Genomic DNA, 24,829 nt, shown 5'->3' on the forward strand with positions numbered 1-24,829 from the left:
CTCTGAGCCGCATTGCTCTCTGCAACTATGTTCTCAGCCACAATCGCATACTGTGGTTCCTTAAGCCTTGAATTGTCAGAAGAAATTGGCATCGAATAGGCACAAAGCAAGGAGCAGCAGCAAGGGCCCCCTTTTTCATACACGTTCTAGTACAGTACGAATCCATCAGCCAGCGGATCGTTAGAATCGAGTACAAAATTCATAAAGCCCAGCACATAAGCACTTCCTGTTAGCTGTGGAATGACGGCTTTTTGCCCGAACGCACATATTTCCTCCTCCACGCTGCCAACTGCACGCGTTCCAGCGCTGCCTTCATAAACAACCTGCTGCCCGCGCTTCAGCAGCCCCTTATGGTTCAGAACCGTCATATGGGCGCAGGCCCCCGCTCCTCCGGGAGAGCGATCAAGCTGTTCGCCAGCAAATATGGACCAGCTGCGATAGACCGGATTAACCGAATCGCCCTCAGCCTTTTCATAAAAAAACACGCCATGAATGCCGCTAACCCCTTCCAGCACGAGATGCTTAACCTCCAGCTGCGCTTCAATGGCTTTGCGGATTAACCCTCCGCATGCTTGAAGCTCAGGGATCGACCGTCTACCGCCAAGCCCGGCAGCATCGACAACCGCATAAAACTCCCCGCTGAAAGCAATATCGACACGTAGTTCAATGTCTTGGATGGTCAATGCAAGAGACTCCGCATAGACGAAACTCGGAACATTGTGGAAGGATACCGTTCGTACTTCCTGCCCTTCGCAGCTAGCAATAGCTTTTACCTTTCCCGCTGGGCAGTCAATTAATATACCTTCGGCGGCAATAGCCGCATCCAGTTGCCCCGTCGCAACCCATGCCGTTACGACCGCGAAGATTCCATGCCCGCTTATAGCAGCAAATCCTCCCTGATTCAAAAACAACAAGCCGAACTGGGCTTCCTCCGATACGGGAGCTGTAACGATGGCACCTGTCATGCCGTAATGTCCTCGCGGTTCAGCCATAAGCAGTTTCCTTATGGAATCATAATGCTGCTTGAAAACTACCGACTTGGCTTGCTGTGAGGCGCCCGCCATTTGCGGCAAGCCGCCTGTCAGGATGCGAAGAGGCTCTCCCCCGGAATGCGTATCAATCGCTGCATACCATTTGTTAATTTCCATATCCAAGCCTCCATCAAACCAGCGTTAGAGCAAATTCAGAGTAGAATTAAAGCAAGAAAAAACCGCTATCCAGCTCATCCTGCTCGTGAAAAACAAACTGGTGAAAGCCTGTTACCCAGGCTGACCCTGATATTTGCGGGATGACGGCCGGCAAGCCGCCTACCGTTGTTTCCTCCAAAATTTTAGCCCGGAACACAGAGCCTACAATGCTTTCATGCACAAATTCCTGCTCCTTGGAAAGCTCGCCCTTGGCATGCAGCACAGCTACCTTCGCCGAGGTTCCCGTCCCGCATGGCGAACGGTCAATTCCTCCCGGAGGCACGACGACCGTATTGCGGCAATGGGCAGCAGGCGATACGGGATCGCTGTAAAACTCAATATGGGTCAGCCCGCGAATGACTGGAATTTCGGGATGCACTACTTCCATGCTTTCGTTAATCGCCTCCCGAATTTTGATCGCCAAGCGGACGATTTCCGAAGCCCGATTTGGCACTAAGGGCAGCTGCAGCAGACGCGCATCAACCAAGCCGTAAAAATTGCCGCCATACGCAATATCAACGGAAATTTCTCCAATTCCTTCAACTTGGAGCCGGACATCCTTTTTGTACAAAAAAGAAGCAATATTCGTGAACGTCACTTCTTTGACTTTTCCCTGCGCGATGTCAAGCTGGGCTTCCACAAGCCCCGCTGGCGTATCCAGCCGAATGACGTTTTTGCTTTCAGGGTAGATCCCGCCCTCAATCAGCGCCGTGCAAAGGCCAATCGTATCATGCCCGCACATCGGCAAATAGCCGCCCGTCTCAATAAAAACGACGCCGATATCGGCTGTTTTATCACACGGTGGAGTCAAAATACAGCCGGACATCACTTCATGGCCCCGGGGCTCAAACATCAACGCTTTGCGAAAATGGTCAAAATGCTCGGACATATAAACCATCTTCTCGGTCATCGTGCTTCCGATCAGCTCCGGCGCTCCGCTCGTAACGGTTCGGGTCGGATTGCCTCCCGTATGGGTATCGATGGTGGTCACCAGTTTGGAAAGCTTCATAGGACTACCTCCTGATTAACGTCGCCACGACGGAATCGGTCATAGCGCAGCGGCTGGGCCGGAATGCAGGTCTCGGCTTCGCTTAACATTTCACTGATGACCTTCCCCGTAACCGCGGCGAGGCTGATTCCATCCCCTTCATGACCGGCTGCTACATAAAAACCTGGTATTTCGTCGATTGGTGAAACGATAGGCAAATGATCGGCTGTCCATGGCCTTAGGCCAGCGTACGTTCGAAGCATCGGAATATGCTCCATGACCGGAAAGAAACGGATCGCTCTCTGCGCAATAAGCCGAATGACCTCCTGATCCACGCGGGTATCCATACCGGCAAATTGGCGGCTCGATCCGATTAAAAAGTTTTGGGAAGCGGTTGGTTCGAATACGAGGGCAATGCCATACGCTTCGAACTTGGGATCGACTTGCCGCTTCCCGCCAAACTTGCTAATCAAATAGCCGAATTCCATCACCTTCCGTTTCCCAATGTTGGCTGAGCGGGCAGCGACGAGGATATGGCCTTTTCGCGGCTCAATTGGAATATCGATACCTACCATTTGTCCAATAAGCTTCGACCATACGCCAGCCGCATTAATGACGATTTTCGCTTTAATCGTGCCTGCCGCTGTCTCTACTCCCCGAATTCTCCGCTTCTCATCGAGCAAAATCGCTGTCACCGCCGTATGCGTTCGAAAACGGGCACCATGACGGCGAGCGGTTGCAGCCAAGGAGTAGGTTAGCAATACGGGGTTAACCGTAGAATCCGTTGCACACTCTAAACCGCCTAATAAATCCTCGGCCATATAAGGCCATTCGTCTCTGAGGTCCTTCTGATCGAGCATCCGAAAGGGGAGTCCTGCCTGCTTTTGCCGGGAAACCCAGCGCTCAGCAGCGATCATCTCTTCCTCCGTCTCGCAGACGAGAATGCTTCCGGGTGCCCGATACTCGAACTCCTCATCAAGCTCCTGCACCAGTTCAGCGACTAATTGCTGGGATTTCAAGGACATTTGGCTGTCGAAGCCGGGGTCTTTATCAATGGCTAAAATATTGCCGTCGCATTTGGAGGAGGTTCCCCCCGCAATCTCCCCGCGCTCGACAACGAGAACGTCCATCCCTAATTTGGCCGTATAATAGGCGATGGCCATCCCAATGATGCCTCCGCCAATGATGACGACTTCCGCAGATTCAGCATGCATGGACGAGGCCACCTCCTTCTACATTACAAAACGATTAATTCCTTATTCGACTTCGTCAGCACTTCAATGCCTGTGTCTGTGATCAAAATATCATCCTCGATACGGACGCCTCCAAAATCAGGGATATAAATGCCAGGCTCGACTGTCAAAATCATCCCCGGCTGCAAAACATCATCCGACTTCTGGGAAAAGCCCATCCATTCATGGATTTCCAAGCCAAACGCATGACCGAGCCCATGGCCAAAATACTCCCCGTACCCGTAGCCAGCAATGCAGTCCCGTCCCAGCGAATCGCCTTCCTTGCCTGTCATGCCCGGCTTTAGTCCATTTAAGGTGGTCTCGTTCGCTTCCAATACAATCTTATAAATTTCTTTATGCCGCTCTTCCGGCTTGCCAATAAACACCGTCCTAGTCAAGTCGGAGCAATAGCCTTCATAGCTCGCTCCAAAATCAAGAGTAACGAATTCGTTCGTTCCCAGCAGCTTGTCGCTCGCGAGCCCATGCGGCAATGCCGAACGCAGGCCGGAGGCTACAATCGTAGCATAAGCCGAAGAGGTCGCCCCATTTTTACGCATAAAATATTCGAGCTCGGCAGATACGTCCCTCTCAGATAGGCCCGGCTTCATGACGCCTAAAATATGGTCAAACGCTTTTTCCGTAATGTCGATCGCCTTGCGAATATGCCCTTGCTCGCGCTCATCTTTAATGCCGCGCAGCTTTTCAACGATATTTTGGGTCGGGATAAGCTCTAGTCCGTTAAAAGATTCCTCGTAGGCTTCATAGCCTGCCAATGTCACATGAGTTTTCTCAAACCCGAGCTTGCGGGCTCCCGCCTCGTCCAGCTTTTCCCGAATAAGCTCAAATGGCTTGCCTGCATACTGGATAACCTCGTATTCAACCGCCTGCTGCGCCGCTTGACGCGTATAGCGAAAATCAGTGATAAGCAGTGCCTGATCCTTCGTAATTGCCACAAATCCCGCTGTACCCGTAAATCCGGTCAAATATCTGCGATTGTATGGACTTGCAATCAATATCCCGTCTAGCTGCTCGCGTTCCAGCTGTTCCCTAATCCTCTTGAGCCGCTGGGCTTCCATTTGCTTCACGCTCCCTCCAGTCCATTCTTTCATTCCGCTTCGCCTATTCACCATGCTTTTAAATAGAGTCGCTTTGCACGCCCAGCTGCTTATATTGCTCGCGATCCACTATCCGAAGGCCGAATACGCGGCGAATGCGTTTTCCTTCTTTGCCTTGGAATGTAACGGTTACCTTCTCGGCACCAGCAAGTGCTGCAGCCGGGAGCGGGAAGTTTACATTATAGAACTTATCCTCTTCCGTAAAACCTTCCTCCACCTCTGTCAGCAGCTCGCCATTCAAACAGACATCAAACTCGCAATTCGGCATCTCTTGTGCCGATGTATAAGTCACGACCAGCATCATTTCGCTTTCGGGCTTCACCTTCAAATCGAACGAGAACCACCCGCCTTGGCCCGCCATGCGGAATGCCCTGCGGTTCAACATGCCGACGCGAGTCGAGCTGTCGCCTTTAAAATCATGGTCACGCTCCGGCTGCATTTCTCCTGGCTGCGCATAATCAATTGTGCATTGCTCCAGCCTTTGCATCTTTTCCATCACTTTTCTGTAATCCGCTTCCGCTATTGCCCAGCCATCCGGCGTGAACAAGTCCCAATAAACGGTATAGGAACGGTCAACCATTTGGTAAAATGACGCAAGCTCCACATTGCGGGGGTAACCGACCAATTTGCTTTGGAAAGCCAAGCTTTTGCCAGGCACAGCTTCCAGCCATGTATCCAGCGGCTTCCCTTTTGCCAGCAAAACAGGCGCATAAAGATACTCGGAAGCATGGGGATCATCATGGCTCCCCAGATCACCCGCAAGCAGCACAGGTCCATAAAAAATCGCTGCGCGATCGGCATTGTCTGCCATAGCCTCCAGCCTTAGCGACATCGGAATAACAACCCGAATCAAATCCCCGTCGATCCATAAACGGTTGATCGCAATAAAGGAGCCAGGGGATTGGTCAACCGCTATCGGTTCACCATTAATTTCAATGGAAACCCCTTGCTCCGCCCAGCCCGGATAGCGAATGTTGAGACTGAACTGAACAGGCTTCGCGCACGATAGCTTGAGCCCTATCACATCGTCCAACGGATATTCCGTCTCCTGCAGCAGCGTGACGCCCTTTTCCGTCCACGCCAGCTCGGAATGGATAAACTGGTTCACAAACAGTTGGTCTTCCCCTTTAAAATAAATCGCGCTGCCATAGCTGGCCTGGCTTTCCATTCCTGTGCCGATGCAGCAGGTGAAATCGTCGAATTTGTCATCAAAAATTTTATGCCCGCCCATTGCCAGCGACAAAAAATACGTCATGCCGCCAGACTCCGGATGCTGGGACGCGAGTATATGATTAAACAGCGCCCGTTCATAATAGTCGGCTTCCACAGCTGATGCTTTCCACTCAAACAGATGCTTCGTCAGCTTCAGCATATTGTAGGTGTTGCACGTTTCCGTCGTTTGCGGCCCCAGCCTGTCATTAAACGAATCCGCATCGCCAAAATATTCGCCAAAGCTATTGCCGCCATTCGCATAGGAATGGTGATGAACGACGCTGTTCCAGAAAAACTCAGCCGTATCCCGGCGCTTCTCGTCGCTAGTCCATTCATATTCCTTCGCTAGGCCAATCAGCTTCGGAATTTGGGTATTCGCATGCTTTCCGGGCAGGCAGTCCACATGCTCAGCAAGCGGATCAAGGACAAGCTTATGCCAAAATTTCTCGGCTAACGTTAAATATTTGTATTCATTCGTATCGGCATATAGATCAGCTAAAACCTCGTTCATGCCGCCATACTCGCAAATCATCATTTCTTCCATTTGCTCTGTAGACAGCGGCGCGAGAATGCCTTCAACCCAGTCGGCAAGCTTCCTTTCCACAACGAGCGCTTTCTCATTGCCGGTTAGCCGGTAAGCATCCCTCAGTCCCGCAAACAACTTATGCAGCGTGTACAAGGGCGCCCAGGCCCCATTCAAGTCAAATCCCTTGGATTGAATATTTCCGGAAGCCACTTCATGGAAAACTTCCTTGCCGCGCGGAATGCCAGAAACATAACCATCCCCATGCTTATTTTGGCAAAGCTCAAGCTCATCCGTAATATAATCGACTCTTTCCTTGAATTCCGCCTCTGTCAAAGAGCTATACATCATCGAGCACGCGGATAAATAATGCCCTAACGTATGTCCCGACAAGCTCTCTGCTTCCCAGCCCCCATATTGCGGCGCTCGCGGCTCAAGTCCTGCATATTCTCTAAATCTAGCCAGCAGTCGGTCTGGCTCAAGCTCCAGAAGATAACGGCGATTCGTTTCCATCGCATGCTTAAATGGCCCCTCCAGCAGCTTAACCTCGCCTAATGCGAAAGCTTGTGCCGCTTGCTTAATTCTCATGCTTGCTTTCATTTGGTTATCACCCTTTCATACCGGTTAACGTAATGCCTTCAATAAAATAACGCTGCCCTATAAAAAACACGATGATGACAGGCATAATGACAAAGGTGGAAGCGGCCATTAGCAAATGCCACTGCGCACTGTGCAGCGACTGAAACATTTGGAGGCCAAGCGCCATCGTAAATTTGCTTTCCTCGTTCAAATAAACGAGCGGCCCCATAAAATCATTCCAGGAATTCATAAACGAAAACAGTCCAATGACGATTAAAGCCGGCTTAGACAAAGGGATAATGATGCGGTAAAAAATAGTCCAGGGGCCCGCTCCATCGACATACGCCGCTTCATCCAAATCTTTTGGAATGCTCGAATAAAACTGTCTAAGCAAAAAAATGTCAAACGCTGAGCCAAACCAGACCGGCATAATAAGCGGGAAATACGTATTAATGAGATCTACCAATCGCCAGCCAATAAAGGTAGGAATCAAGGTGACTGCGCTAGGCAGCATCATGCTGGCTAACAGCAAGGAGAAAAAAATATTTCTCCCCGGCCAGCTCAGCCTGGCATAGCTATACGCGCCAAGCGAGCTGCTGATCAGCGCTCCTGCCAAGCAGCTCACCGTAATGGTCAGCGTATTTCGGAAAAAGCGGAAGAAATCGATCGATGTCAGCGCCTCCACATAGTTTTGAAATTGAAACGGGGCAGGAATCCACTTGGGCGGCATTTCAAAAATTTGCAACGACGTCATGAGCGAGCTGCGTATAAGCCAGAACAGCGGCAGCAGGCAAAAAGCGGCTCCTAGGAGCAGGAAAAAATAGACGATTATTTGCGAAATTCGGCGACTTCTCAGCATATGGGCTACACCTCGCTTTCATAAAATACCCATGATTTCGAAGTCCGGAAAAAAATCGCCGTTACAATGAGGATGATAATAAAGAGAATCCAGGCAATCGCCGAAGCATGCCCCATTTCCCCAAATAAAAAGGCCTCCCGATAAATGTAATAGTTATAGAACAAGCTCGCATTGTTTGGTCCGCCCTGGGTCATAATGAGCGCTTCGGTGAACACCTGAAAGGCGCCAATCGACCCCATAATCAAATTAAAGAAAATAATCGGCGTCATCATCGGTATCGTAATGTGCAGAAATTTGCGCATGGCGCCTGCACCATCGACGATAGCCGCCTCGTACAACGATCTCGGTACACCTTGCAAGCCCGCCAGAAAAATGATGATCGTGCTCCCCATCCCCCAAAGGCTCATAAGAACAATAGAAGGAACGACCGTCTCCTCTGAATAAAGCCAGTTTAAAGTTGGGAGATTGAGCGCTTCCAGAAAGCTGTTGAATAGTCCCAAGTCAGGACTGAACAACCAAATCCAAATCATTGAAGAAGCGACAGCAGGGACAATCACGGGCAAATAAAAGATCGTTCGAAAAATCGACTTGCCGCGAATAAACTCCATATTAAGCAAAAAGGCGACGATAAATGAAAACATAAGCCCGAGAGGAACTCTTAAAATCACGTACTTAAAAGTAACCGCTAAAGAGTTGTAAAAATATTGATCCGTGCCATCAAAAAGCCTCGTATAATTGTCGAATCCGATAAATTTCGGCGTATTCACAATGCGATAATCCGTGAAGCTTAGCAATAAGCTTGATAGCATCGGCAAAATGGTGAAAGTGAGCAGGCCCAAAATGCTGGGCAAGGCAAACAGGATGCCAGCAAGCGCAATACGGCGTTTACGAGTGATAAAAAAACCTCCTCTCCGGGCGAATGGCTATCCCCCTGGCTACCTTCCGTAATAGCCCTGAATCAGCGGCTCCACTTTAGGTTCAACCCCTTTTAACGCTTGCTCGGCCGTTTCCTTGCCCGTCCATACCAAATCAAGGGCAGGCGTGACGAGCGCATTGATTTTAGCTAGATTTTTCACCTCAAAGCCTGGCGTCCGTATGCCGTTCTCCAGCGTTTGCTTCATAAAGGATTCCGTATAGCCCTCTGGATGTGCTTTGTTTCCTGAAGCCCATTTGCTGATCAGCTCTGGATCGGTATACCACGCTTTTTTGAGCGGCATCCACAATCCGCCTGCGATCAGCGGCAGCACCGATTCCGGATCAGCCATATATTTATAAAGCAGCCATGCTTCCGCAGGATGTTTGGTTGAGCTGAATATGACCGTCGGTGCGCCATCCAGCAGCGTATTGCTATCTTTTAATTTGGGAAGAACACCTACGCCTAGATTAAAGTCCTGTTCGGCGAATGCTTGCAGAGCCCAGTTTCCAGATACGGTCATGGCGACTTTTTTCGTCTGCAGCGCCATATCGGGAAGGCTTTTCGTTTGGAGCGGGGTAGGTGAAACATGGTGAACATACATTAAGTCCGCAAGCTTTTGAATCGCTTCGATCGCTTCCGGCTCCACTAGTCCAAAGCCCTTGCCGTCTTCCGTTAAGAAGTTGCCGCCATTGGACACAACCGCTGCCATCATGTTGTAAGGATCATATTGGAAGCCGTACTGTTTGATTTTATTTGGATTAAAGGCAGGGTCCAGCGCATTTTTTCCCGTGTCATCCAGCGTTAATTTTTTTGAATATTCGATAAACGTATCCCAGTCCCATGCCTTGCCTGCTTCTGTCGGAGGCAGCTCCACGCCCGCGTCCAGCAGCATATCCTTGTTGTACATGAGTCCGTAGCCTTCGACTGCCGTGCTCATTCCGATCGTCTTGCCAGGCGCGTAATCGTACCAAATTTGATCTAAATAATCTTCCTTCTTAAAATCGGGATCGCCTTCAATGAGCGGGGTGAGATTAAGCAGCTTTCCATCCTCTGCCCAGGTGAGCGCCGCGCCAGAAGACAAATAACCGAGATCGGGTGCCACATTTCCGGCTACCATCGTCGTCAGCTTCGTCAAATAATCCGATGGCACATGCATAGGCTCAACGATGATGCCCGTTTCTTGCTCAAAACGCTTAAGCGCATCCGTAACCGTCTTCTTCTCGATCGTATCGCCCCAAAAGGAAAATTTAAGCGTAACCTGCTCGCCGTCTTTCGGTGGTTTTACGCCGGATTGATTTTCAGGAGACCCTTCATCGCTGGAGCAGGCTGTCAGTAGGACTGTCATCGAAAAAACTGCCGACAAAGCTAATGCGGTTAAACGTTTAGCTTTTTTCATTGGCTCGCCCTCCATCATATTTACAAATGGTTTATAGTTTTATTGTAAATAAGAGCCGCTATAAAAAGAATTCGAACATTTTTGTATTGGTGGAGGATCTTCGCTTTTTCTATATAGGCAAATGAATTTTCACCACCGTGCCCTGTTGAGGCTGGGAATGAATGGTAACGCCATATAAATCTCCGTAGATAAGCTTTATTCGTTTGTCGACATTTTGAATGCCGATCGAGCTGCTTTCCGTTTCGGTCAAAGACGCAATTTGGCTCTCTGGAATGCCGATGCCGTTATCTTCGACCGTGAAGCAGCGCTGCTTGTCCTCCAGCCAGCCGCGAATGTGAATAAGCCCGCCGCGATGAATATGGGCAAAGCCATGCACGATCGCATTTTCAACAAAGGGCTGTAAAAAAAGCTTGGGCACCGTGTATGTATAAAGCTCGGGAGCAATGTCATAGGTAACGGCAAATTTCCCTTCAAAGCGTTGATCCGTGATAAAAATATAATGCTTGAGCCAATTTAAATCATCATTGAAATCGCCTATGTCCTGGCTATTTGCAGATGTGTATTGCAGCATCGCAGATAAGCTGACGATCATGCTGCTTAATTCCTTCTGATTATTTTCCAAAGCGGTCCAATTCATAATGTTTAAGGTGTTATACAAAAAATGAGGGTTAAGCTGTATATTCAGCGACATAATTTGCGTTTCTTTCTCCCTTAGCTTGACGATGTAATTTTCTTCGATTAATCGATTGATTTTCACATTCATTTGATTGTATTTGTGAATGAGATAACCCATCTCGTTATAGGACTCGACGGGGATTCTAGTATCAAATTCGCCCTCTCCTGTCTTTTTTATCGCTTTCAGCAGCTGATGAATAGGCTTCGTAATGGAGCTCGCGAATATATAAGCCAGCAGAAGCGATACGATAAGCAGAAATACAGCCAAGTACAGCGTATAGGATTTTATTTCCGGCAAAAAAGAGGCCATGAGCTTTCCTGGGGAAATCGTAATGCCCGATATCCAGCCCGTTACTTTAGACGTATCAAAGCAAACGATCAGCGGCTTTCCATCCTGCATAACGGTTATCGTGCCGCTTTTCATCGCTGCGATCTCATCGAGCCATGCGGGCTTGCCGAGGCGGGCTTCTTTAAACATATCCGTGCCAGATATGGGCTCGCCTTCCGCACTCATAATAAAATAAGAAGCGCCATCAGCAGGAAGTGCTCCCGACAAATGTGCGCCGTACATCTCAGGATTATAGGTCACGACCAGCACCGGCAGCTCAGCCTTCCCTTGCAGCTCGATCACTTCGCTATTATTAATCTGAAACAACTTGAGCAGGCGTACACCCGACAATAGATGGGCATATTCTGGCGGCCTCACTTGGCTCGTTTTCCGGTCAAACATCCGATCGAATGAAAACGTCGGCACCCATGCCATCCCCCCGTTTCCTGCCCATGCCCTTTGATATAAAGCGGTCTTATTAAAATCCTGATACGGAATAAAAGTAGACGTGCCGATATTCGCATAGCTCGTCATCAAATGAATCGAGTAGATTTGATTTAAATCGAGGAAATATTTGCTGATGACTTGATTCACTTTTTTCTCCATCGTAATCATGCTGTATTCGTCCTTTGGGTCCGCATGCAAGTATTGCTCATACAGCACCTGATCGGCGAACATGGCCAGACTGCTTTCTTCCACCCGCGAAAGCTCTTCATCAATGATTTCATTGTTCTGCTTCACGATCGAATAAAGGTTTTGCCGGGCAAAATCCGAAACAAATTCCCTGCTGGAATAAAAATATTTTGAGCTCAATATGACGAGCGGCAGCGTGACGATGAGCGCATAGGTGAGCAAAAGCTTAGACCGAAAGCTAAAATACTTTTGAAAGCGATGTAAAAAATAAGGCGTACGCAGCTAAACCCCCTCCTTTAACGAGAAGCAGATAAATGACGATATTCCTCTGGACTGCTGCCATATTCCTTGCGGAACAGCCGGATGAAATATTTTACATCCTTGTATCCGACGTTTTCGGCAATTTGGTACACCTTTTGCGAGGTTTGCAACAATTGTCCGGCGGCAGCCTTCATTCTCGTTTGCATAATATATTGGTTAATGGTCGTATGGGTATGCGTTTTGAATAACAAACAAAAGTAAGAAGCATTAAAATGAAATTTCGCAGCGATCGTACTGAGGGACAATTCTTCGTCATAGTGGTTTTCAATATAGGCTTTGCAGGCAACAATGATAGCTTCGCTGCGATAAGAGGTTCGATTATCCAAACAATCGGCCAACTCGAAAATCCATGCCTGAGCCGCATTTTTTAATTGCTCGACGGTATGGCATTGCAGCAGCGCTTCCTCCAATGCCGTGCTATTGAAAGAAAGCAGCCCTTTTTCCATTAAGCAGGAGGTTAAATGATGGATAGCAGCAGCGATGGCATATACTAGCTTTTCAGGCTGGGGGAAGCTGCTTGCGGTCGCTTGATTAATGATGGAATCCAAATACGAACGAATGCCGGGCTTATCGCCCGATACAACAGCGTCTGTCAAAAAACGCACCTCTAGCTTCAGCAGCGCCCGATGACTGCTGTCATTCATTTGCTCGGCTTCGAGCAGAACGCCTCCGCCCTTGTAAAATCGCGTTTGTAAGGCGAGATTAGCTTGTTTAAAAGATTCCCTGGCTTCATGCTCCCAACTGGTGAAGCTGCTCCCCAAGCCAAACGTTAATTCGGCTGCATGCTGGGCAGAGAAATGGCGGATGAGCATTCGCAGCCTGCCTTCCCATTCGGGGGTGACGATTGGTGCGTTTTCCCCGCTAATGATCATGGTGTGAAGCACCTTATCAGACTGGTAGAAAGCGAAGGAAAATCCTTGCGCCTTCAAGGCTGCTTCCAGCTTCGCTTTGAGCTCACTCAGCATCCATTTGCGATCGCCAGTCCCGATTTTCGAATTCAGCACTGCGGCCATAACCATACCCTGCTTAACAGCGGGAAAGGCTCTTTCAAGCCGCTGATAATCGTCCTTATCCGGCAATCCTTCAAACAATTCGGCAAGGGAAGCCTCCACGGAGGCGAGGCGTATAGCGTGCATTTTATTTTCGGTTTTCGCGAGCAGCTGGACGATTTTTTGTTCTTCAACCGGCTTCAGCAAATAATCGCTAGCTCCTAATTGCAGAGCACGCTGCGCGTATTCGAAGTCCGAATAAGCGCTCATTATAATAATGCATTCGCTTCCCCCGCGTTCGATGAGATGCTCCATAAATTCGAGGCCATCCATAATCGGCATCTGAATATCTGTGAACACCAAATCAATGGGATGCACGCTCATGCTTTGCAGCGCCTCCGCCCCATCCATCGCATCATAAATGGTATATTCCGGCCTTAAATGTTTAAGCATCCGGGATAACCCTCTTCTGTGCTTTGGTTCATCATCCACTACTAAAACGTTCAACATCTTCCATCCCCCTTCATTTCAATAGCTTTTCTATAGCAATATCAACGGGATGTTTCTAGCTGTTTTCATTTACACGTCCTATTCTATATACAATCTTAATAATTACAATAAAGATTCAGAAGCAATACTTTCATTTTTTCAACCAATTGCGTTTATAAGCGTTCCTTTGCCCGGTTATGCAAACAGCGGCAAGGCTGCGCACCTTATCCCATTTGCCGGGACGAAGATGCGGCTGCCTTGCCGCTGCTTTAGCTGATACAGTCGAACGATTCTCCATTTTGCCACTTTTTCACTCATACCTTCAGTTGTGAACCATTCCGAATCCCTTCGCGTTCGGCTACCACCTTATAACTTGAAGAACCCTCTAAATACACTCTAACTGCATTCCTTTTGAATTCTTCTGTACACGCCTGGAATGTTTGCCCTTTTTTCGCCATAAAAATATCCCCTCCAAGTGTCACTTAAACCCTCATCATATCATGAAGGTTTTTTTAAGTGTCTACTTAAAGGGGATAATACCAAAGTGAGCGCGGTTTTTTAACTCATAAATATGTTGATTAAATTTGATCCCTTTAGATTTTGAAACTAAAACCTTGTCGATTTAAGCATTATCTTTATAGTGCCCATCCAAGATCAAATCATAGTGATTAGGAATGTTCATACCATTCCATTCTTCTCCGTATTCTGTTCCAATTAAAATTAAACCCAGCAATCTCAATGGATCAGAAGCGATAAATGTATTACTCTCCTTTTTCGCTTCCCAATCAAACAATTCTTCGTGATCTAAAACAGAAATTGAAAAACCAAATTCTTTGATTATGTTTAAAGCATGATTATAAGTATTCATTGCATCTGCCATTTTCAACAAGATCACTCATGTTCATAAATTATTTATGAAACAAACACTGGTACTAATCAAAAATATAATCACATTTCCATGGTGTTACAAATCCTTCTGGATTCACATTCATTTCTTCACAACTTTCATATAAAGATAGTTCATTCTCTACTGGTCTTGAGAAGACTACCTTTAAATCTCTTTCATATAAGTCAGAATCCCAAGAGTTATTAAAGATTTCTATATACTCATTCGATATATCAATTATTATCATTAGATATTTGCTTCCCAATCCGTCCTTAATTAATTCTAATAAATCCTCTCTTTCTAAATTTTTCTCCATTATATAAACCGCAGCAAATCTCCTATAATTTTTTTCGCAACTCTCTAATTCTTGTGCTATAACATTATATGAATTGTGTACAAATACACCATACCAAAGCTTTTCTTCAAGTTTTCTCAACTCAAATCATCCTTTTTTACACGTATTAGGATTTTCAAAATCATCCCAAAAAACACGTTGAGTGCCCCCATCATGATTATGAAATTGAAGATGTGGATTTCTAGCGTGTTTATATAATTCTGGATTTTTACTAAAAGGATCATGGACATCAATAACATACTCTTTAAGTATGTTGTTAAATACCCACTTATCATCCCAATGGTAAAAATTCCTTTTCTCTATACTTGTGTTTTTCCAAAACCATGTCTTAGCTGAAGATGGATCAAATCCTGAAGAACTGGTATAACCTTTAAATAATTGCATTTGATACAGTATCAATTCTGCTTCCTTTCTAGATTTCACAGATATTTCAAGTCTTCCTTGTATTAAACTATTTATAGCATCATTCACTGATTTTGATTTCAAACCTAACGGATCGATCCAAACATTCGGATCTAACACATACCCATACAACCTAATCCCGCCCGCTAGTCCGATCGGATCTTGCTGCGTGTACATGCCCTCTTCCGGCGAATAATAGCGGAAGCGGTTGTAGTACAATCCCGTTTCCTCATCCTCATATTGTCCCGGGTAACGGAATGGACAAGCGTTTCTTTTTCCTTGCAGATTATACCAAGGAATTTGCCCATAGATATCCAACTCACACGACCACGTTTTCGTCCCGTTCTCATCATACATCTCCACGGGCGTCCCTAAATGATTCGTTATAATGCTATACGTGCCCTCAGACGTAATTTTCGCCGCTGGATGGAACGTCCCCTCATCAAAAATCCACGTTATCAATGACTCAGAGATCGCGCTCGCAACTTCTGCTTCCTCGACTTTTTCCTTTTTCCATTCATGCAGGATATGATTCCCATCCCACACATAACAGTTTACCATACCTGCAAATTGCTTTTCTATCCGTCTTCCTAGCGGATCGTACTTAAATGTTACTTCTTGCCCGTCTGGGCGTACGACCCTGCTCATCATTCCATTTCCATAATAATCGTATTGCCAGCGCTTTCCTCCCGCTTCGAGCTTTTCAACTAATTGCCCTTCCTCGTCGTAGCGATAGCGCGTCCCCTTCATGCTTAGTAAGCGACCACCTGAACCATATTCCCGATCGGGCTCAAATCGGTCTCCATACAAATTCCCAACCTCATCCGTATGCCGAAAAAGCCTACTGAAGTTCTCGCTGCTATCCGACCCGACCAGATCACCAAAATCATTGTAGCTATACGCCGCTCGCTTACCGTTCAGTTCATCCTTAATCCACTTTAACCGATTGTTGATGCCCCATTCATACGTACTCTTCCGGCTTTCGCTCCCTCCTGCTTTCACCTTGTGGCGCTCGGGACGACCAGCAGCATCGTATTGCCAGCTACTTATCATGCCTCCCGGCAGCAAACGCTCGATTTCTTGCCCCAACGCATTATATTTCATTCGGGCTTGCCATGAAGTATTTTCCCTCGTAGAAGAATTATTCCCTCGCTGCTCCTGATGCGCTTGCTGTGCTTCCATCCGCTTAACCTGACCTATCTCGTTTCGGTCAATCGTAAGCTGCGCGCCCAAACTGCTGCTCATGGCTATCCGGTTACCCTGCTTATCGTATTCGCTCGCGACCCAATTGTCGTCTTGCCATTCCTTCATCAGTTGTCCGGCTTCATTATACTCGAATTTCACAGTCGTGTGTGGATTCGTCGTTTCCAGCAAATGACCGATCCGGTTGTAGACGTATGTCTCCCTCCAACCATCGCTATATTCCGTTTGTGTAATCTGACCTTGCAGATTATGGCGGAAGGCTGTCCAGCGGTTGCCTGGTCGTGTAATCCGTTTCAACAATCCGCCTGGGCTGTGCGCATAGCTTCTGACCAGTCCATCAAAACCAATCTCCCTTACAATCTGACCGTTCGCATCACGCTCTAGCTCATAGAGCTCTTCGCGCTCATTTACAACGCCGACCAATTCCTCTTCCTGATTATAAAGAAGATCGACCCGTCTGTTCTTTTCCTCTCGCCAGCGCAGCTTGCCTAGTGGGGTATACCCGAATCGTACGCGCTGCTGATTATTTTCTGCTAGAATGACATCGTCATAGGCATTGTATTGCAGGTTCATCACATCGCCATCCGGCAAACTGATCTGCGTCACTCTTCCCAAGGCATCATACGCAAAAATTTGCTTAGCTCCCGCAGCATTGCTTTCTTTCAAACATGCCCCGTGATGATCATACGTCCAGCGGCTGATCGCTCCATTCGCAGAAATGGCTTCAATTAAATTGTATTGCTCGTCATAACCGAACTTCGCAGTCGCCCCGAGTGGACTTTTAACTTCGATTAAACGATGCTGCTCATCGTATTGAAAGGCAGTTGTTGCCCCATCCGTTCCGCAAATTCCCAACACATTCCCATTTGCATCATACTTCCAGCTTTGCATGCCGCCTTCTGGATCAATCACCTTCAGCAGTTGCCCCTTCTCCGTATAAGCGAAGCGCCATTCACTGCCATCCATCTCCATCTCCATCTGCTTCGTCAATTGACCTTGCTCATCGTATTCATACGCAGTCTGAATGCCATCTTCATCCGTTTCACTTATTAAATCGGCCTGGTCATTGTACGAATAGGCATAGATACCGCCAAGCGGATTCACCAACCGCGTACAAAAATAACGCTCATCATATTCAAACACCGTCCGGTGTCCTTGGCTGTTCTCTACCTCATTAAATCCGTTGTCATAACGGATTCTGCCTTCCAGCAAGCCATCATCACCATACGTATGGACGCATCTTGCCCCCGTCGTTGGACCGTCATAATGCCAGTGGAAACTGTAGCCGTTGCGATCCGTCTTGCGCACCATCAGATGCTGATCATAACGGATATGCGTGGTTTGACCGAGCGCATCCGTGATCGCGATCAAATCACCTGCTTCGTTATACGCGTAGCGCACCAGCAAGTCCCGCTTGCGGCTGTATCCTTTTCCATATACACGAGTCACAGCTGTCATGCGCCCCACTTGATCCGTCTCCACTTCCAGCTCCCGACCTACGCTGTCCATCACCTGTCGTATAAATCCACATTCGTCATAAGATAAGGCAATATGATGGCTAAATTCATTTTCCACTCGGTGCAGTCGATACAACGGCTCTTGTCCATCTCTCTGCTCCTCAGCAGCAAGTGCATTGGCTGATGTACCCGCAAACTCTACTTGCGGCTTCGCTGGCACAGGTCTAGTCAGCCGGTAGCCTTTCCCCGCAATAATCCCCTGCTAGGGCTGCTGCGAATTGATATCCAGATGTACCTTCGCTTTTTTCGGAGCAACCATAATGACCTTGCCTTCTACGGCAAGTCCGACCAAAAGCTGTGCTAGGAATTTCCGACATAAAAAGCATCTACCTATTCATCCAAAAAAACCTTGCAGTGGCTTAGACCTCTGCAAGGTTTTTTGGGTTCTACTGCTCCGCTATCACTTCGATTAACTCCGTATAATCACCGAACCAAAAGTTAAATGCTTCTTTATTAATTCCATCCTTCCCTTTCCACCAGTCCACGGGATATAGCCAATCGGAGCTATGTCTAAATCTTGGCGCAGTCCCTAAATAAGTGAATCCATTAAGAAATCCTTTATGATCTGGTGTCTCTAAAATACTGCATATGCCAAGCGTATCTAACAGGGCCTTTCTGCTTTCCCCAGTAGATTTAAATCCCTCTACTTTCTTTAATTTCTTTTCTATTTTGGAAGGCCCCTCATTAGGCTCCGCATTCAAAAGAATTTGCAATATGGACTTGAATATTTGAAAATCTGCTTCCGTGGGTTTTTGTCTAGTTAGTTTATTATGCTGCTCTAGTAGGAAAGGAAAATCGTAAATACTATCCGAAATAACCCCTCCTGCTTTATATCTAATTTGATTCACAAAAGTTAGATCGACAAGGCTATTAGCGGATTCAGAACAAACCTCACAATATCGACTATCCCCTTTAAATGGATGAACCGGGGAAACACGTACAATGGAAAATGCAGATAATCCAATCCGCCATTCTAGTCGGTTTGTGCTTAAACTAGCTAAAAACAAATCAGTTACATGTCTTTTATCACATTTTTCCGCTTCTTTAACTGCTTGTTCAATAACATAATCATGTGTCAGTTCCACTTTATCAAACATCAATCCTGCTTGTTTAGCATACTCATACTCTTCTTGTGATGTATCCTCTGGTTTCAAAGGATCGTAGGTCAAAAAAATATTTAAAGCTTTTTTGTCTACGTTCATTCATTCTCCCCCTCAAGACTACTTCTTACATTTAAACTCTTTATAGCTTAAATCATCTAGACTAGGTAGACCACTCACTTTTACCCCATTAAGAAAATCATCTGCTTTTAAAAGCCTTCTCTGACCAGTAGTCGTTTTTTGTTTTGTTTTAGCAATTCCATCAATCAAATTGCCTCTAACATTAACACTTTTCCTACCCAATAGTTTATTTTCCTCAACTCCTCTTTGCTCAACTCCTCTTACCATATCTATTTTGGAACCAAATTCAGTTACTCGCTCCATCTTATCTCCTTGGCCAAATCGATAGCCGTCAGAGCCTTTGTTTTTGGAATGTCTCCTTGCAACATCCCTCATTGTCTGTTTATCAGATGCACGACCAAAGTAATATGCGTGCCCTCCCTTGTTAACTAGACGGTAGTTCCAATCTAAGCCAAACGGATCAATAATGATATTTGGATCAGAAACATAGGCATACAAATTATAAACACCACTGTTTAACCCAATAGGATCTTGCGAAATATATATGCCTTCATGGGGCGAATAGTAGCGAAAACGATTATAATACAGCTTCGTTTCCTCATCCTCATACTGTCCTGGGTAACGGAATGGACATTCTTCACGTTTTCCTTTCACTCCTAGCGAAAGGATGCCACCATATATGTCCAATTCACATGACCAGATTCGTTCTCCCCTCTCATCGTACATCTCTACTGGCGTTCCTAGTTGATCCGTTATTATACTAAACGTGCCATTGCTAGTTATTTTCGCCGCTAGACGAAAGGTTCCTTCCTCAAATACCCAAGTGATCAAGTTTTCAGCAGAAGCTTCTTTACCTACAGAAGTAAAAGAAATCGAATCCAACGCCTCATTTGAAGGTATGCCCTCTCCTTGCTCTATGTTATTCTTCCATTCATGCAGGATATTATTCCCATCCCATACATAACCATGTGCCCTACCATTAAAACACTTCTCTATCCTTCGTCCCAAGCTGTCATACGTAAACGTAACTTCTTCCCCATCTGGACGTACCACTTTGCTAAGCAGCCCATTTCCATAATACGCATAGCTCCAATACGTCCCATCTGCATTCGTCTTCTGGCTCAAATTCCCTTCGTCATCATAGCTATAGGTGGCTCCGTTGCAGCTAAGCAATCTCCCTCCCGCACCATAGGTTCTATCCTGCCGGGAATGGTCACCGTATAGATTGTCGACTTGGTCTGTGACACGGAACAAACGATGCCAGTCATAGGGCTGATTAGATGATGATCGAATCAGATTTCCATAAGGATCATGCTGATAGGAAATTCGAATATTATCCAACTCATCATTCGTTGTCGTTAAGCGATCATTGGTCGCCCAATTGTAATTTCTTCTTCGACTCTCCCTTCCTCCTGTTTTCACGCTATGCCTGACAGGTCTCCCTGTTGTATCATATTGCCACTCGCTTATGACACCACCCGGCAGTAACCGTTCTATCTCTTGGCCTAATGCATTATACTTCATCCGGGATGTCCACTTAGACTCCTCTGTCTGAAGTTGCTGCTTAGTCACCATACCCTTAACCTGACCGACTTCATCACGCTCCAACTCAAGTTGTACGCCTAAGCTGCTGCTTAATTCCACGCGATTTCCTAAGGCATCATAGCGACTGTAAACCACATATTGGTCTCTCCATTCCTGAAGGATACGCCCCGCCTTATCCCGTTCAAAGCGCAAAGCCGCAAACGGATTTCGCGCCTCCAGCATCTCTCCTAAACGGTTATAACGGAAGGTTTCTTCCAGCCCATCACTGTACGTCGTTCGCACAATTTGTCCACTTGCATCATAGTCATACTCTGTCCATTTATTTCCTGGACGTTTCACTCTAACCACTTGTCCACTCGCATTACGCTCGTACTCTCTTTTCAGCCCATCGAAGCCCGTTTCACGCAAAATATTGCCGTTCCTGTCTCGCTCAAACGTGTAACGCTCACCGTTTTCATTTATAACCGCAGTCAACTCTGTTTCTGCGTTATAGCCAAAAGATATGCGCCGACCTTTTTCTTCTCGTGATGTCAGATCCCCCAGCGGCGTGTAAGTAAATACAACACAGTGGTCGTTATCTTCTACCTGTACAATTTCGTCGTAGGCATCATAAAACAATTTTATAATGTTGCCGTCTGGCAACTCACTATTCACTATGCGACCCAGCTTGTCGTAATAAAAGGTTTTCTTCGCCCCTAGCGGACTTCTCGATTGCGTACACTCACCGCGATGATTATATTGCCATTCTTCGCTGCTCCCATCCGGCAGCACGATCTGCGTTACATTACCATCCTCATCATAATGCATAGTGGTAGAGTCACCTTGCTCATTGCGAATCTCACTTAGCAGATGTTGGTCATTATAAAAGAATAATGACGTTCCGAGATCACTTCCACGCATTCGCTCAACATGTCCCTGTTGGTCGTATTGCCATATGCGAGAGCCACCCTCAGGATTGAGTATTTCCTTGATTCGTCCGGCTTCATCATAGCTTAAAGCCCATTCGCTTCCGTCAGGCTGTATGCTTTTCAGAAGTTGGCCTTTATCATCATAATCATTTTCTGTTACATTCCCTGCTTCATCTACAAACGCTAATAAATCACCCAAATCATTATAAGTGCTCGACACGGAATTTCCATAAGGATCTACTACACGCGTACAAAAATAACGCTCATCATACTCAAATACCGTCCGGTGTCCCTGACTATTCTCTACCTCATTAAATCCGTTGCCATAACGGATTCTGCCTTCCAGCAAGCCATCATCACCATACGTATGGACGCATCTTGCCCCCGTCGTTGGACCGTCATAATGCCAGTGGAAACTGTAGCCGTTGCGATCCGTCTTGCGCACCATCAGATGCTGATCATAACGGATATGCGTGGTTTGACCGAGCGCATCCGTGATCGCGATCAAATCACCTGCTTCGTTATACGCGTAGCGCACCAGCAAGTCCCGCTTGCGGCTGTATCCTTTTCCATATACACGAGTCACAGCTGTCATGCGCCCCACTTGATCCGTCTCCACTTCCAGCTCCCGACCTACGCTGTCCATCACCTGTCGTATAAATCCACATTCGTCATAAGATAAGGCAATATGATGGCTAAATTCATTTTCCACACGGTGTAGTCGGTACAACGGCTCTTGCCCATCTTTCTGCTCATCAATGGCAAGTGTATGAGCTGATTTGCCCGCATCTGGAGCGTCATCCCGCAATGGCTTAAAGGCGTTATCCTTACCCGTAAACTCTACTGGCAGCTTCGCTGAGACAGGTCTCGTCAGTCGTTAGCCTTTCCCCGCTATAATCTCCTGTTCAGGCTCCATTATGGTGCGTTGCGCAAGCCCTGAAGCGGACCCAAGCTTCCGTTTAGGCTGCGCCTGTTCCTTATTCCTCATCGTTTCAGTGATTACCGCTGGCTCAAAATAATACGTCAACCGACTCTCGTGGTCATACAGCGCATAATTCTTCCCCAGACGGCGCAGCGTCAGACGCTCCAATCGGTTAAACGTCTCGATCTTGCCGCGATGCAGCAGCTCGAACGAAGCGACGCGCCCATCTCCGAGTAGGACGCCGATTCCGTCCTCCATCACACTTAGGCGCATATCCAGAGCGTGATGCCCCCCGTGCCCAAGCCAGCCGTTATGACGGCTGTCGCTGATCCAGCGCCGTTCCCAGCTCAGCGGCAGCGGTCCTGGAAAAGCAAAATCCTCCGCTTCGCTCATCATCCGCCCTGTAATCAGATCGACCGGCTCAAAGCCCCATTTGCAGAACTTGTCCTTCAGCCCCTTCGTTCCACCGAACTTGGACAATACTTTATGATTCAAGGCGGTCAGCCCTTTATTCACCATCGTATTTTTCGCAGCTGCCGCAAGCAGCGACTTCGTCTGGTCCGCAAGCTGCTCCTGCATTTTTGCGATTTTGTCCGCGACCTGCTTTTGAAGATTGTCCGCTTGTCCCTTGACCTTCTTCGCAGCAGTCAGCACCTTGTCCATCTGGCTTTTCGCCAGCACCAGTGCCTTCTCACCGCCCTGCTTCAGCACGGCTTTGCCGACCTTTTTTGCTACTTTGCTCGCAATCTTCGCTGCGCCAAACGCATCCCCAACACCCGGAACCATACATAACAGCGAGTTACTTATGAACGCGATATATTTGCCGGAACTAAAATAAAACCCGTGCAGGCACGCCTAAGCAGGCTCTCGGCCACATCCAAATGTACAAAGCAGCAGCCTGCTGCAGTAAAGAGCTTACTGGTGGTTAAAGCAAGCTTGCCTGCATCCAGCACGATTTTCCGCCATATGCCCATCGCATCCCTCTCGCTTGCATGAGAGAGAAGATCACGCTCGGGCGGATCAATGCGCCAGTACAGCTCCTGCCGCTGTGCCTCCCGTGCATTCAAAATGACCGCGCTGCTGCGAAGATCCAGCTCATACAGCTCCAGCAGCCGCTTTACCCGGTCAGAAACGATTCGCTGCGGCTTATCGCTCCAATCTGTGAAAGCAAATGCTGCATGTTCCCTAACATATAAATTGCTGTGCTCCCTGCTGTCTCCTCCGCTTCTCGGTTCAATTTCCATCACCTGACGCATCTGCTCATCCTGCTTCAGCATAAAATAATGCATTTGCTCCTCGTAACCTCCCCGAATGTTGTAGGTGTCCTGATCGTTAGGCGTCAGCCGGGACAGGAACCCCGCTTTCATCCTCTACCATCCACCGAATATTTCGCTTCTGTTCTTCACTCAGCTGCCATTTATGTGCATCGCTGCTCATGACCAAAGCCCCGTTCATGCAAGCTCCGCTAAAGTCGGCGTTATAAAAGTCCGCATACAGCAGATCAGCTCCCTCTAAATCTGCATCCCTAAAGCTAATGCCTCTAAAACCAAGAACCATGCCATCCCGTACGACTTGTCTCCCGCCAGCCGCTTCCCGAAACGAAGCACCGCCGAGCTTGCAGCTGCTAAAGTCTGCGTCAAACAATAAGCTTTGACTGAGATTAGTACCGCTCAGCTTGCTACCGCTAAAGTCGGTTCCGATACAGGTAGAACGCTCCATTATGGCGTTGCTCCAATTCCCGCTTGTGCAGTGGCTGTGCCTGAGATCAATGTCGGCATAATTTCCGCCGCTCAAATCCAAGCTTCGCAAATCGCACGCGATATAGGCGGTAGGGTGCTTTTGCTCCAGCCACTCCTGCACAGCCTTGGCATCCTTGACTGCCAGATCCTCCATCCATAGCTGCTCGCTATAATCCTTGTATTCGCCTGTTCGAATTCGCAATATTTCAGCTCGCTTCACGGCTGCAAATTCCGGCAGCGCTAGCAGCTGCGGAAGCGCTCGGCGCAGCCACTCGCGTACATATTGATGCAGCGTCACGATTTCACGAAGCCTGACCGTTCGGGAATCGAACGCTGCGCCATGTTGCGTATACGGGCGTGCTGCCATAGCCCCCTCTTCCATGCGCTCCAAGTATGGATACAGCCAGTCGCATTCATAAAGCTCTATACATTCGCAGCGGTCCATATACCAAGTGTCGTCATAGGCTTCCAGTGCATATTTCAGCTCCCCCTGCATAAGCCATGACCGTAAATAGGAGAAATGAATGTAGCCAATTGGCCCCTTCTCCCCTCGCGTCTGCTGCTCGCTGATACGCAAGCATAAAGCACGAAAGACTGCTTTAAGCTCTTCGATATGCGCATCCATTCCACTGCGCCAGAGCTTGTCCAGCTGCGCCAGCATTTGAGCGCGCAGTGGTGCAAGCTCCTCCTCGCCAGCCTCGATCCCCTGTTTAAAAGCGTTCATGCTTC

General features: G+C 47.5%; 18 protein-coding genes. All 18 read right to left on the reverse strand.

The annotated features are described in order from the left end of the window. Positions 1-146: 146 nt before the first annotated feature. The 18 genes from AC6B99_RS26695 to AC6B99_RS26780 all read right to left on the reverse strand — a co-directional run bounded on the left by AC6B99_RS26695 (position 147) and on the right by AC6B99_RS26780 (position 24,824). Positions 147-1,148, reverse strand: coding sequence for a proline racemase family protein (locus AC6B99_RS26695; RefSeq protein WP_496664644.1), 1,002 nt, complete (start codon positions 1,146-1,148; stop codon positions 147-149). A 46-nt stretch (positions 1,149-1,194) separates the two neighbouring features. Then, positions 1,195-2,196 (reverse strand): proline racemase family protein, encoded by a 1,002-nt coding sequence (locus tag AC6B99_RS26700; protein ID WP_496664645.1) that lies wholly within the window; start codon positions 2,194-2,196, stop codon positions 1,195-1,197. Further along, positions 2,193-3,389 carry an NAD(P)/FAD-dependent oxidoreductase gene (locus AC6B99_RS26705; RefSeq protein WP_056028365.1) on the reverse strand — a complete coding sequence of 399 codons (1,197 nt, stop codon included), beginning with the start codon at positions 3,387-3,389 and terminating at the stop codon, positions 2,193-2,195. Before AC6B99_RS26705 ends, AC6B99_RS26700 begins: the two co-directional genes overlap by 4 nt. Before the next feature lie 23 nt (positions 3,390-3,412). Beyond that, positions 3,413-4,483 (reverse strand): M24 family metallopeptidase, encoded by a 1,071-nt coding sequence (locus AC6B99_RS26710; RefSeq protein WP_496664705.1) that lies wholly within the window; start codon positions 4,481-4,483, stop codon positions 3,413-3,415. Between the two features lie 58 nt (positions 4,484-4,541). Beyond that, a complete protein-coding gene (locus tag AC6B99_RS26715; RefSeq protein WP_496664646.1) occupies positions 4,542-6,857 on the reverse strand; it encodes a beta-L-arabinofuranosidase domain-containing protein in 2,316 nt (771 codons plus the stop codon). 7 nt (positions 6,858-6,864) lie between these two features. Then, positions 6,865-7,695, reverse strand: coding sequence for a carbohydrate ABC transporter permease (locus AC6B99_RS26720; protein ID WP_496664647.1), 831 nt, complete (start codon positions 7,693-7,695; stop codon positions 6,865-6,867). Positions 7,696-7,700: 5 nt separating this feature from the next. After that, complete coding sequence (locus AC6B99_RS26725) at positions 7,701-8,504, reverse strand: carbohydrate ABC transporter permease (protein WP_155972917.1); 804 nt, start codon at positions 8,502-8,504, stop codon at positions 7,701-7,703. Positions 8,505-8,630: 126 nt separating this feature from the next. Continuing rightward, a complete protein-coding gene (locus AC6B99_RS26730; RefSeq protein WP_496664648.1) occupies positions 8,631-10,007 on the reverse strand; it encodes an ABC transporter substrate-binding protein in 1,377 nt (458 codons plus the stop codon). A 109-nt stretch (positions 10,008-10,116) separates the two neighbouring features. Beyond that, positions 10,117-11,865 (reverse strand): sensor histidine kinase, encoded by a 1,749-nt coding sequence (locus AC6B99_RS26735; protein ID WP_496664649.1) that lies wholly within the window; start codon positions 11,863-11,865, stop codon positions 10,117-10,119. Between the two features lie 74 nt (positions 11,866-11,939). Then, entirely contained in the window at positions 11,940-13,463 is a 1,524-nt protein-coding gene (locus AC6B99_RS26740) for a response regulator (RefSeq protein WP_496664650.1), read from the reverse strand. A gap of 601 nt (positions 13,464-14,064) precedes the next feature. Then, positions 14,065-14,328: a hypothetical protein gene (locus AC6B99_RS26745; RefSeq protein ID WP_496664651.1), complete on the reverse strand. Its 264-nt coding sequence runs from the start codon at positions 14,326-14,328 to the stop codon at positions 14,065-14,067. 46 nt (positions 14,329-14,374) lie between these two features. Further along, positions 14,375-14,764 (reverse strand): hypothetical protein, encoded by a 390-nt coding sequence (locus tag AC6B99_RS26750; protein ID WP_496664652.1) that lies wholly within the window; start codon positions 14,762-14,764, stop codon positions 14,375-14,377. A 6-nt stretch (positions 14,765-14,770) separates the two neighbouring features. Next, entirely contained in the window at positions 14,771-17,965 is a 3,195-nt protein-coding gene (locus AC6B99_RS26755) for an RHS repeat-associated core domain-containing protein (protein ID WP_496664653.1), read from the reverse strand. A gap of 226 nt (positions 17,966-18,191) precedes the next feature. Further along, positions 18,192-19,007, reverse strand: a complete 816-nt coding sequence (locus tag AC6B99_RS26760) for a hypothetical protein (protein ID WP_496664654.1) — start codon at positions 19,005-19,007, stop codon at positions 18,192-18,194. Positions 19,008-19,025: 18 nt separating this feature from the next. Further along, on the reverse strand, positions 19,026-22,247 hold the full coding sequence (locus AC6B99_RS26765; protein ID WP_496664655.1) for an RHS repeat-associated core domain-containing protein: 3,222 nt from the start codon (positions 22,245-22,247) through the stop codon (positions 19,026-19,028). 69 nt (positions 22,248-22,316) lie between these two features. Next, positions 22,317-23,147, reverse strand: a complete 831-nt coding sequence (locus AC6B99_RS26770; protein ID WP_496664656.1) for a DUF6531 domain-containing protein — start codon at positions 23,145-23,147, stop codon at positions 22,317-22,319. 17 nt (positions 23,148-23,164) lie between these two features. Beyond that, positions 23,165-23,728 carry a hypothetical protein gene (locus AC6B99_RS26775; RefSeq protein ID WP_496664657.1) on the reverse strand — a complete coding sequence of 188 codons (564 nt, stop codon included), beginning with the start codon at positions 23,726-23,728 and terminating at the stop codon, positions 23,165-23,167. Continuing rightward, a complete protein-coding gene (locus tag AC6B99_RS26780; RefSeq protein ID WP_496664658.1) occupies positions 23,694-24,824 on the reverse strand; it encodes a pentapeptide repeat-containing protein in 1,131 nt (376 codons plus the stop codon). The genes AC6B99_RS26775 and AC6B99_RS26780 overlap by 35 nt, the downstream gene beginning before the upstream one ends. Between the last annotated feature and the right edge of the window lie 5 nt (positions 24,825-24,829).

Source organism: Paenibacillus liaoningensis, assembly GCF_059609455.1.

Coding starts and splice junctions, on each gene's coding strand:
- AC6B99_RS26720 (WP_496664647.1), bottom strand. CDS start 7,695: ATGCTGAGAAGTCGCCGAATTTCGCAAATAATCGTCTATTTTTTCCTG.
- AC6B99_RS26725 (WP_155972917.1), bottom strand. CDS start 8,504: ATGCTATCAAGCTTATTGCTAAGCTTCACGGATTATCGCATTGTGAAT.
- AC6B99_RS26730 (WP_496664648.1), bottom strand. CDS start 10,007: ATGAAAAAAGCTAAACGTTTAACCGCATTAGCTTTGTCGGCAGTTTTT.
- AC6B99_RS26710 (WP_496664705.1), bottom strand. CDS start 4,483: ATGGAAGCCCAGCGGCTCAAGAGGATTAGGGAACAGCTGGAACGCGAG.
- AC6B99_RS26740 (WP_496664650.1), bottom strand. CDS start 13,463: ATGTTGAACGTTTTAGTAGTGGATGATGAACCAAAGCACAGAAGAGGG.
- AC6B99_RS26705 (WP_056028365.1), bottom strand. CDS start 3,389: ATGCATGCTGAATCTGCGGAAGTCGTCATCATTGGCGGAGGCATCATT.
- AC6B99_RS26760 (WP_496664654.1), bottom strand. CDS start 19,007: ATGAACGTAGACAAAAAAGCTTTAAATATTTTTTTGACCTACGATCCT.
- AC6B99_RS26770 (WP_496664656.1), bottom strand. CDS start 23,147: ATGGTTCCGGGTGTTGGGGATGCGTTTGGCGCAGCGAAGATTGCGAGC.
- AC6B99_RS26700 (WP_496664645.1), bottom strand. CDS start 2,196: ATGAAGCTTTCCAAACTGGTGACCACCATCGATACCCATACGGGAGGC.
- AC6B99_RS26780 (WP_496664658.1), bottom strand. CDS start 24,824: ATGAACGCTTTTAAACAGGGGATCGAGGCTGGCGAGGAGGAGCTTGCA.
- AC6B99_RS26695 (WP_496664644.1), bottom strand. CDS start 1,148: ATGGAAATTAACAAATGGTATGCAGCGATTGATACGCATTCCGGGGGA.
- AC6B99_RS26775 (WP_496664657.1), bottom strand. CDS start 23,728: ATGAAAGCGGGGTTCCTGTCCCGGCTGACGCCTAACGATCAGGACACC.
- AC6B99_RS26715 (WP_496664646.1), bottom strand. CDS start 6,857: ATGAAAGCAAGCATGAGAATTAAGCAAGCGGCACAAGCTTTCGCATTA.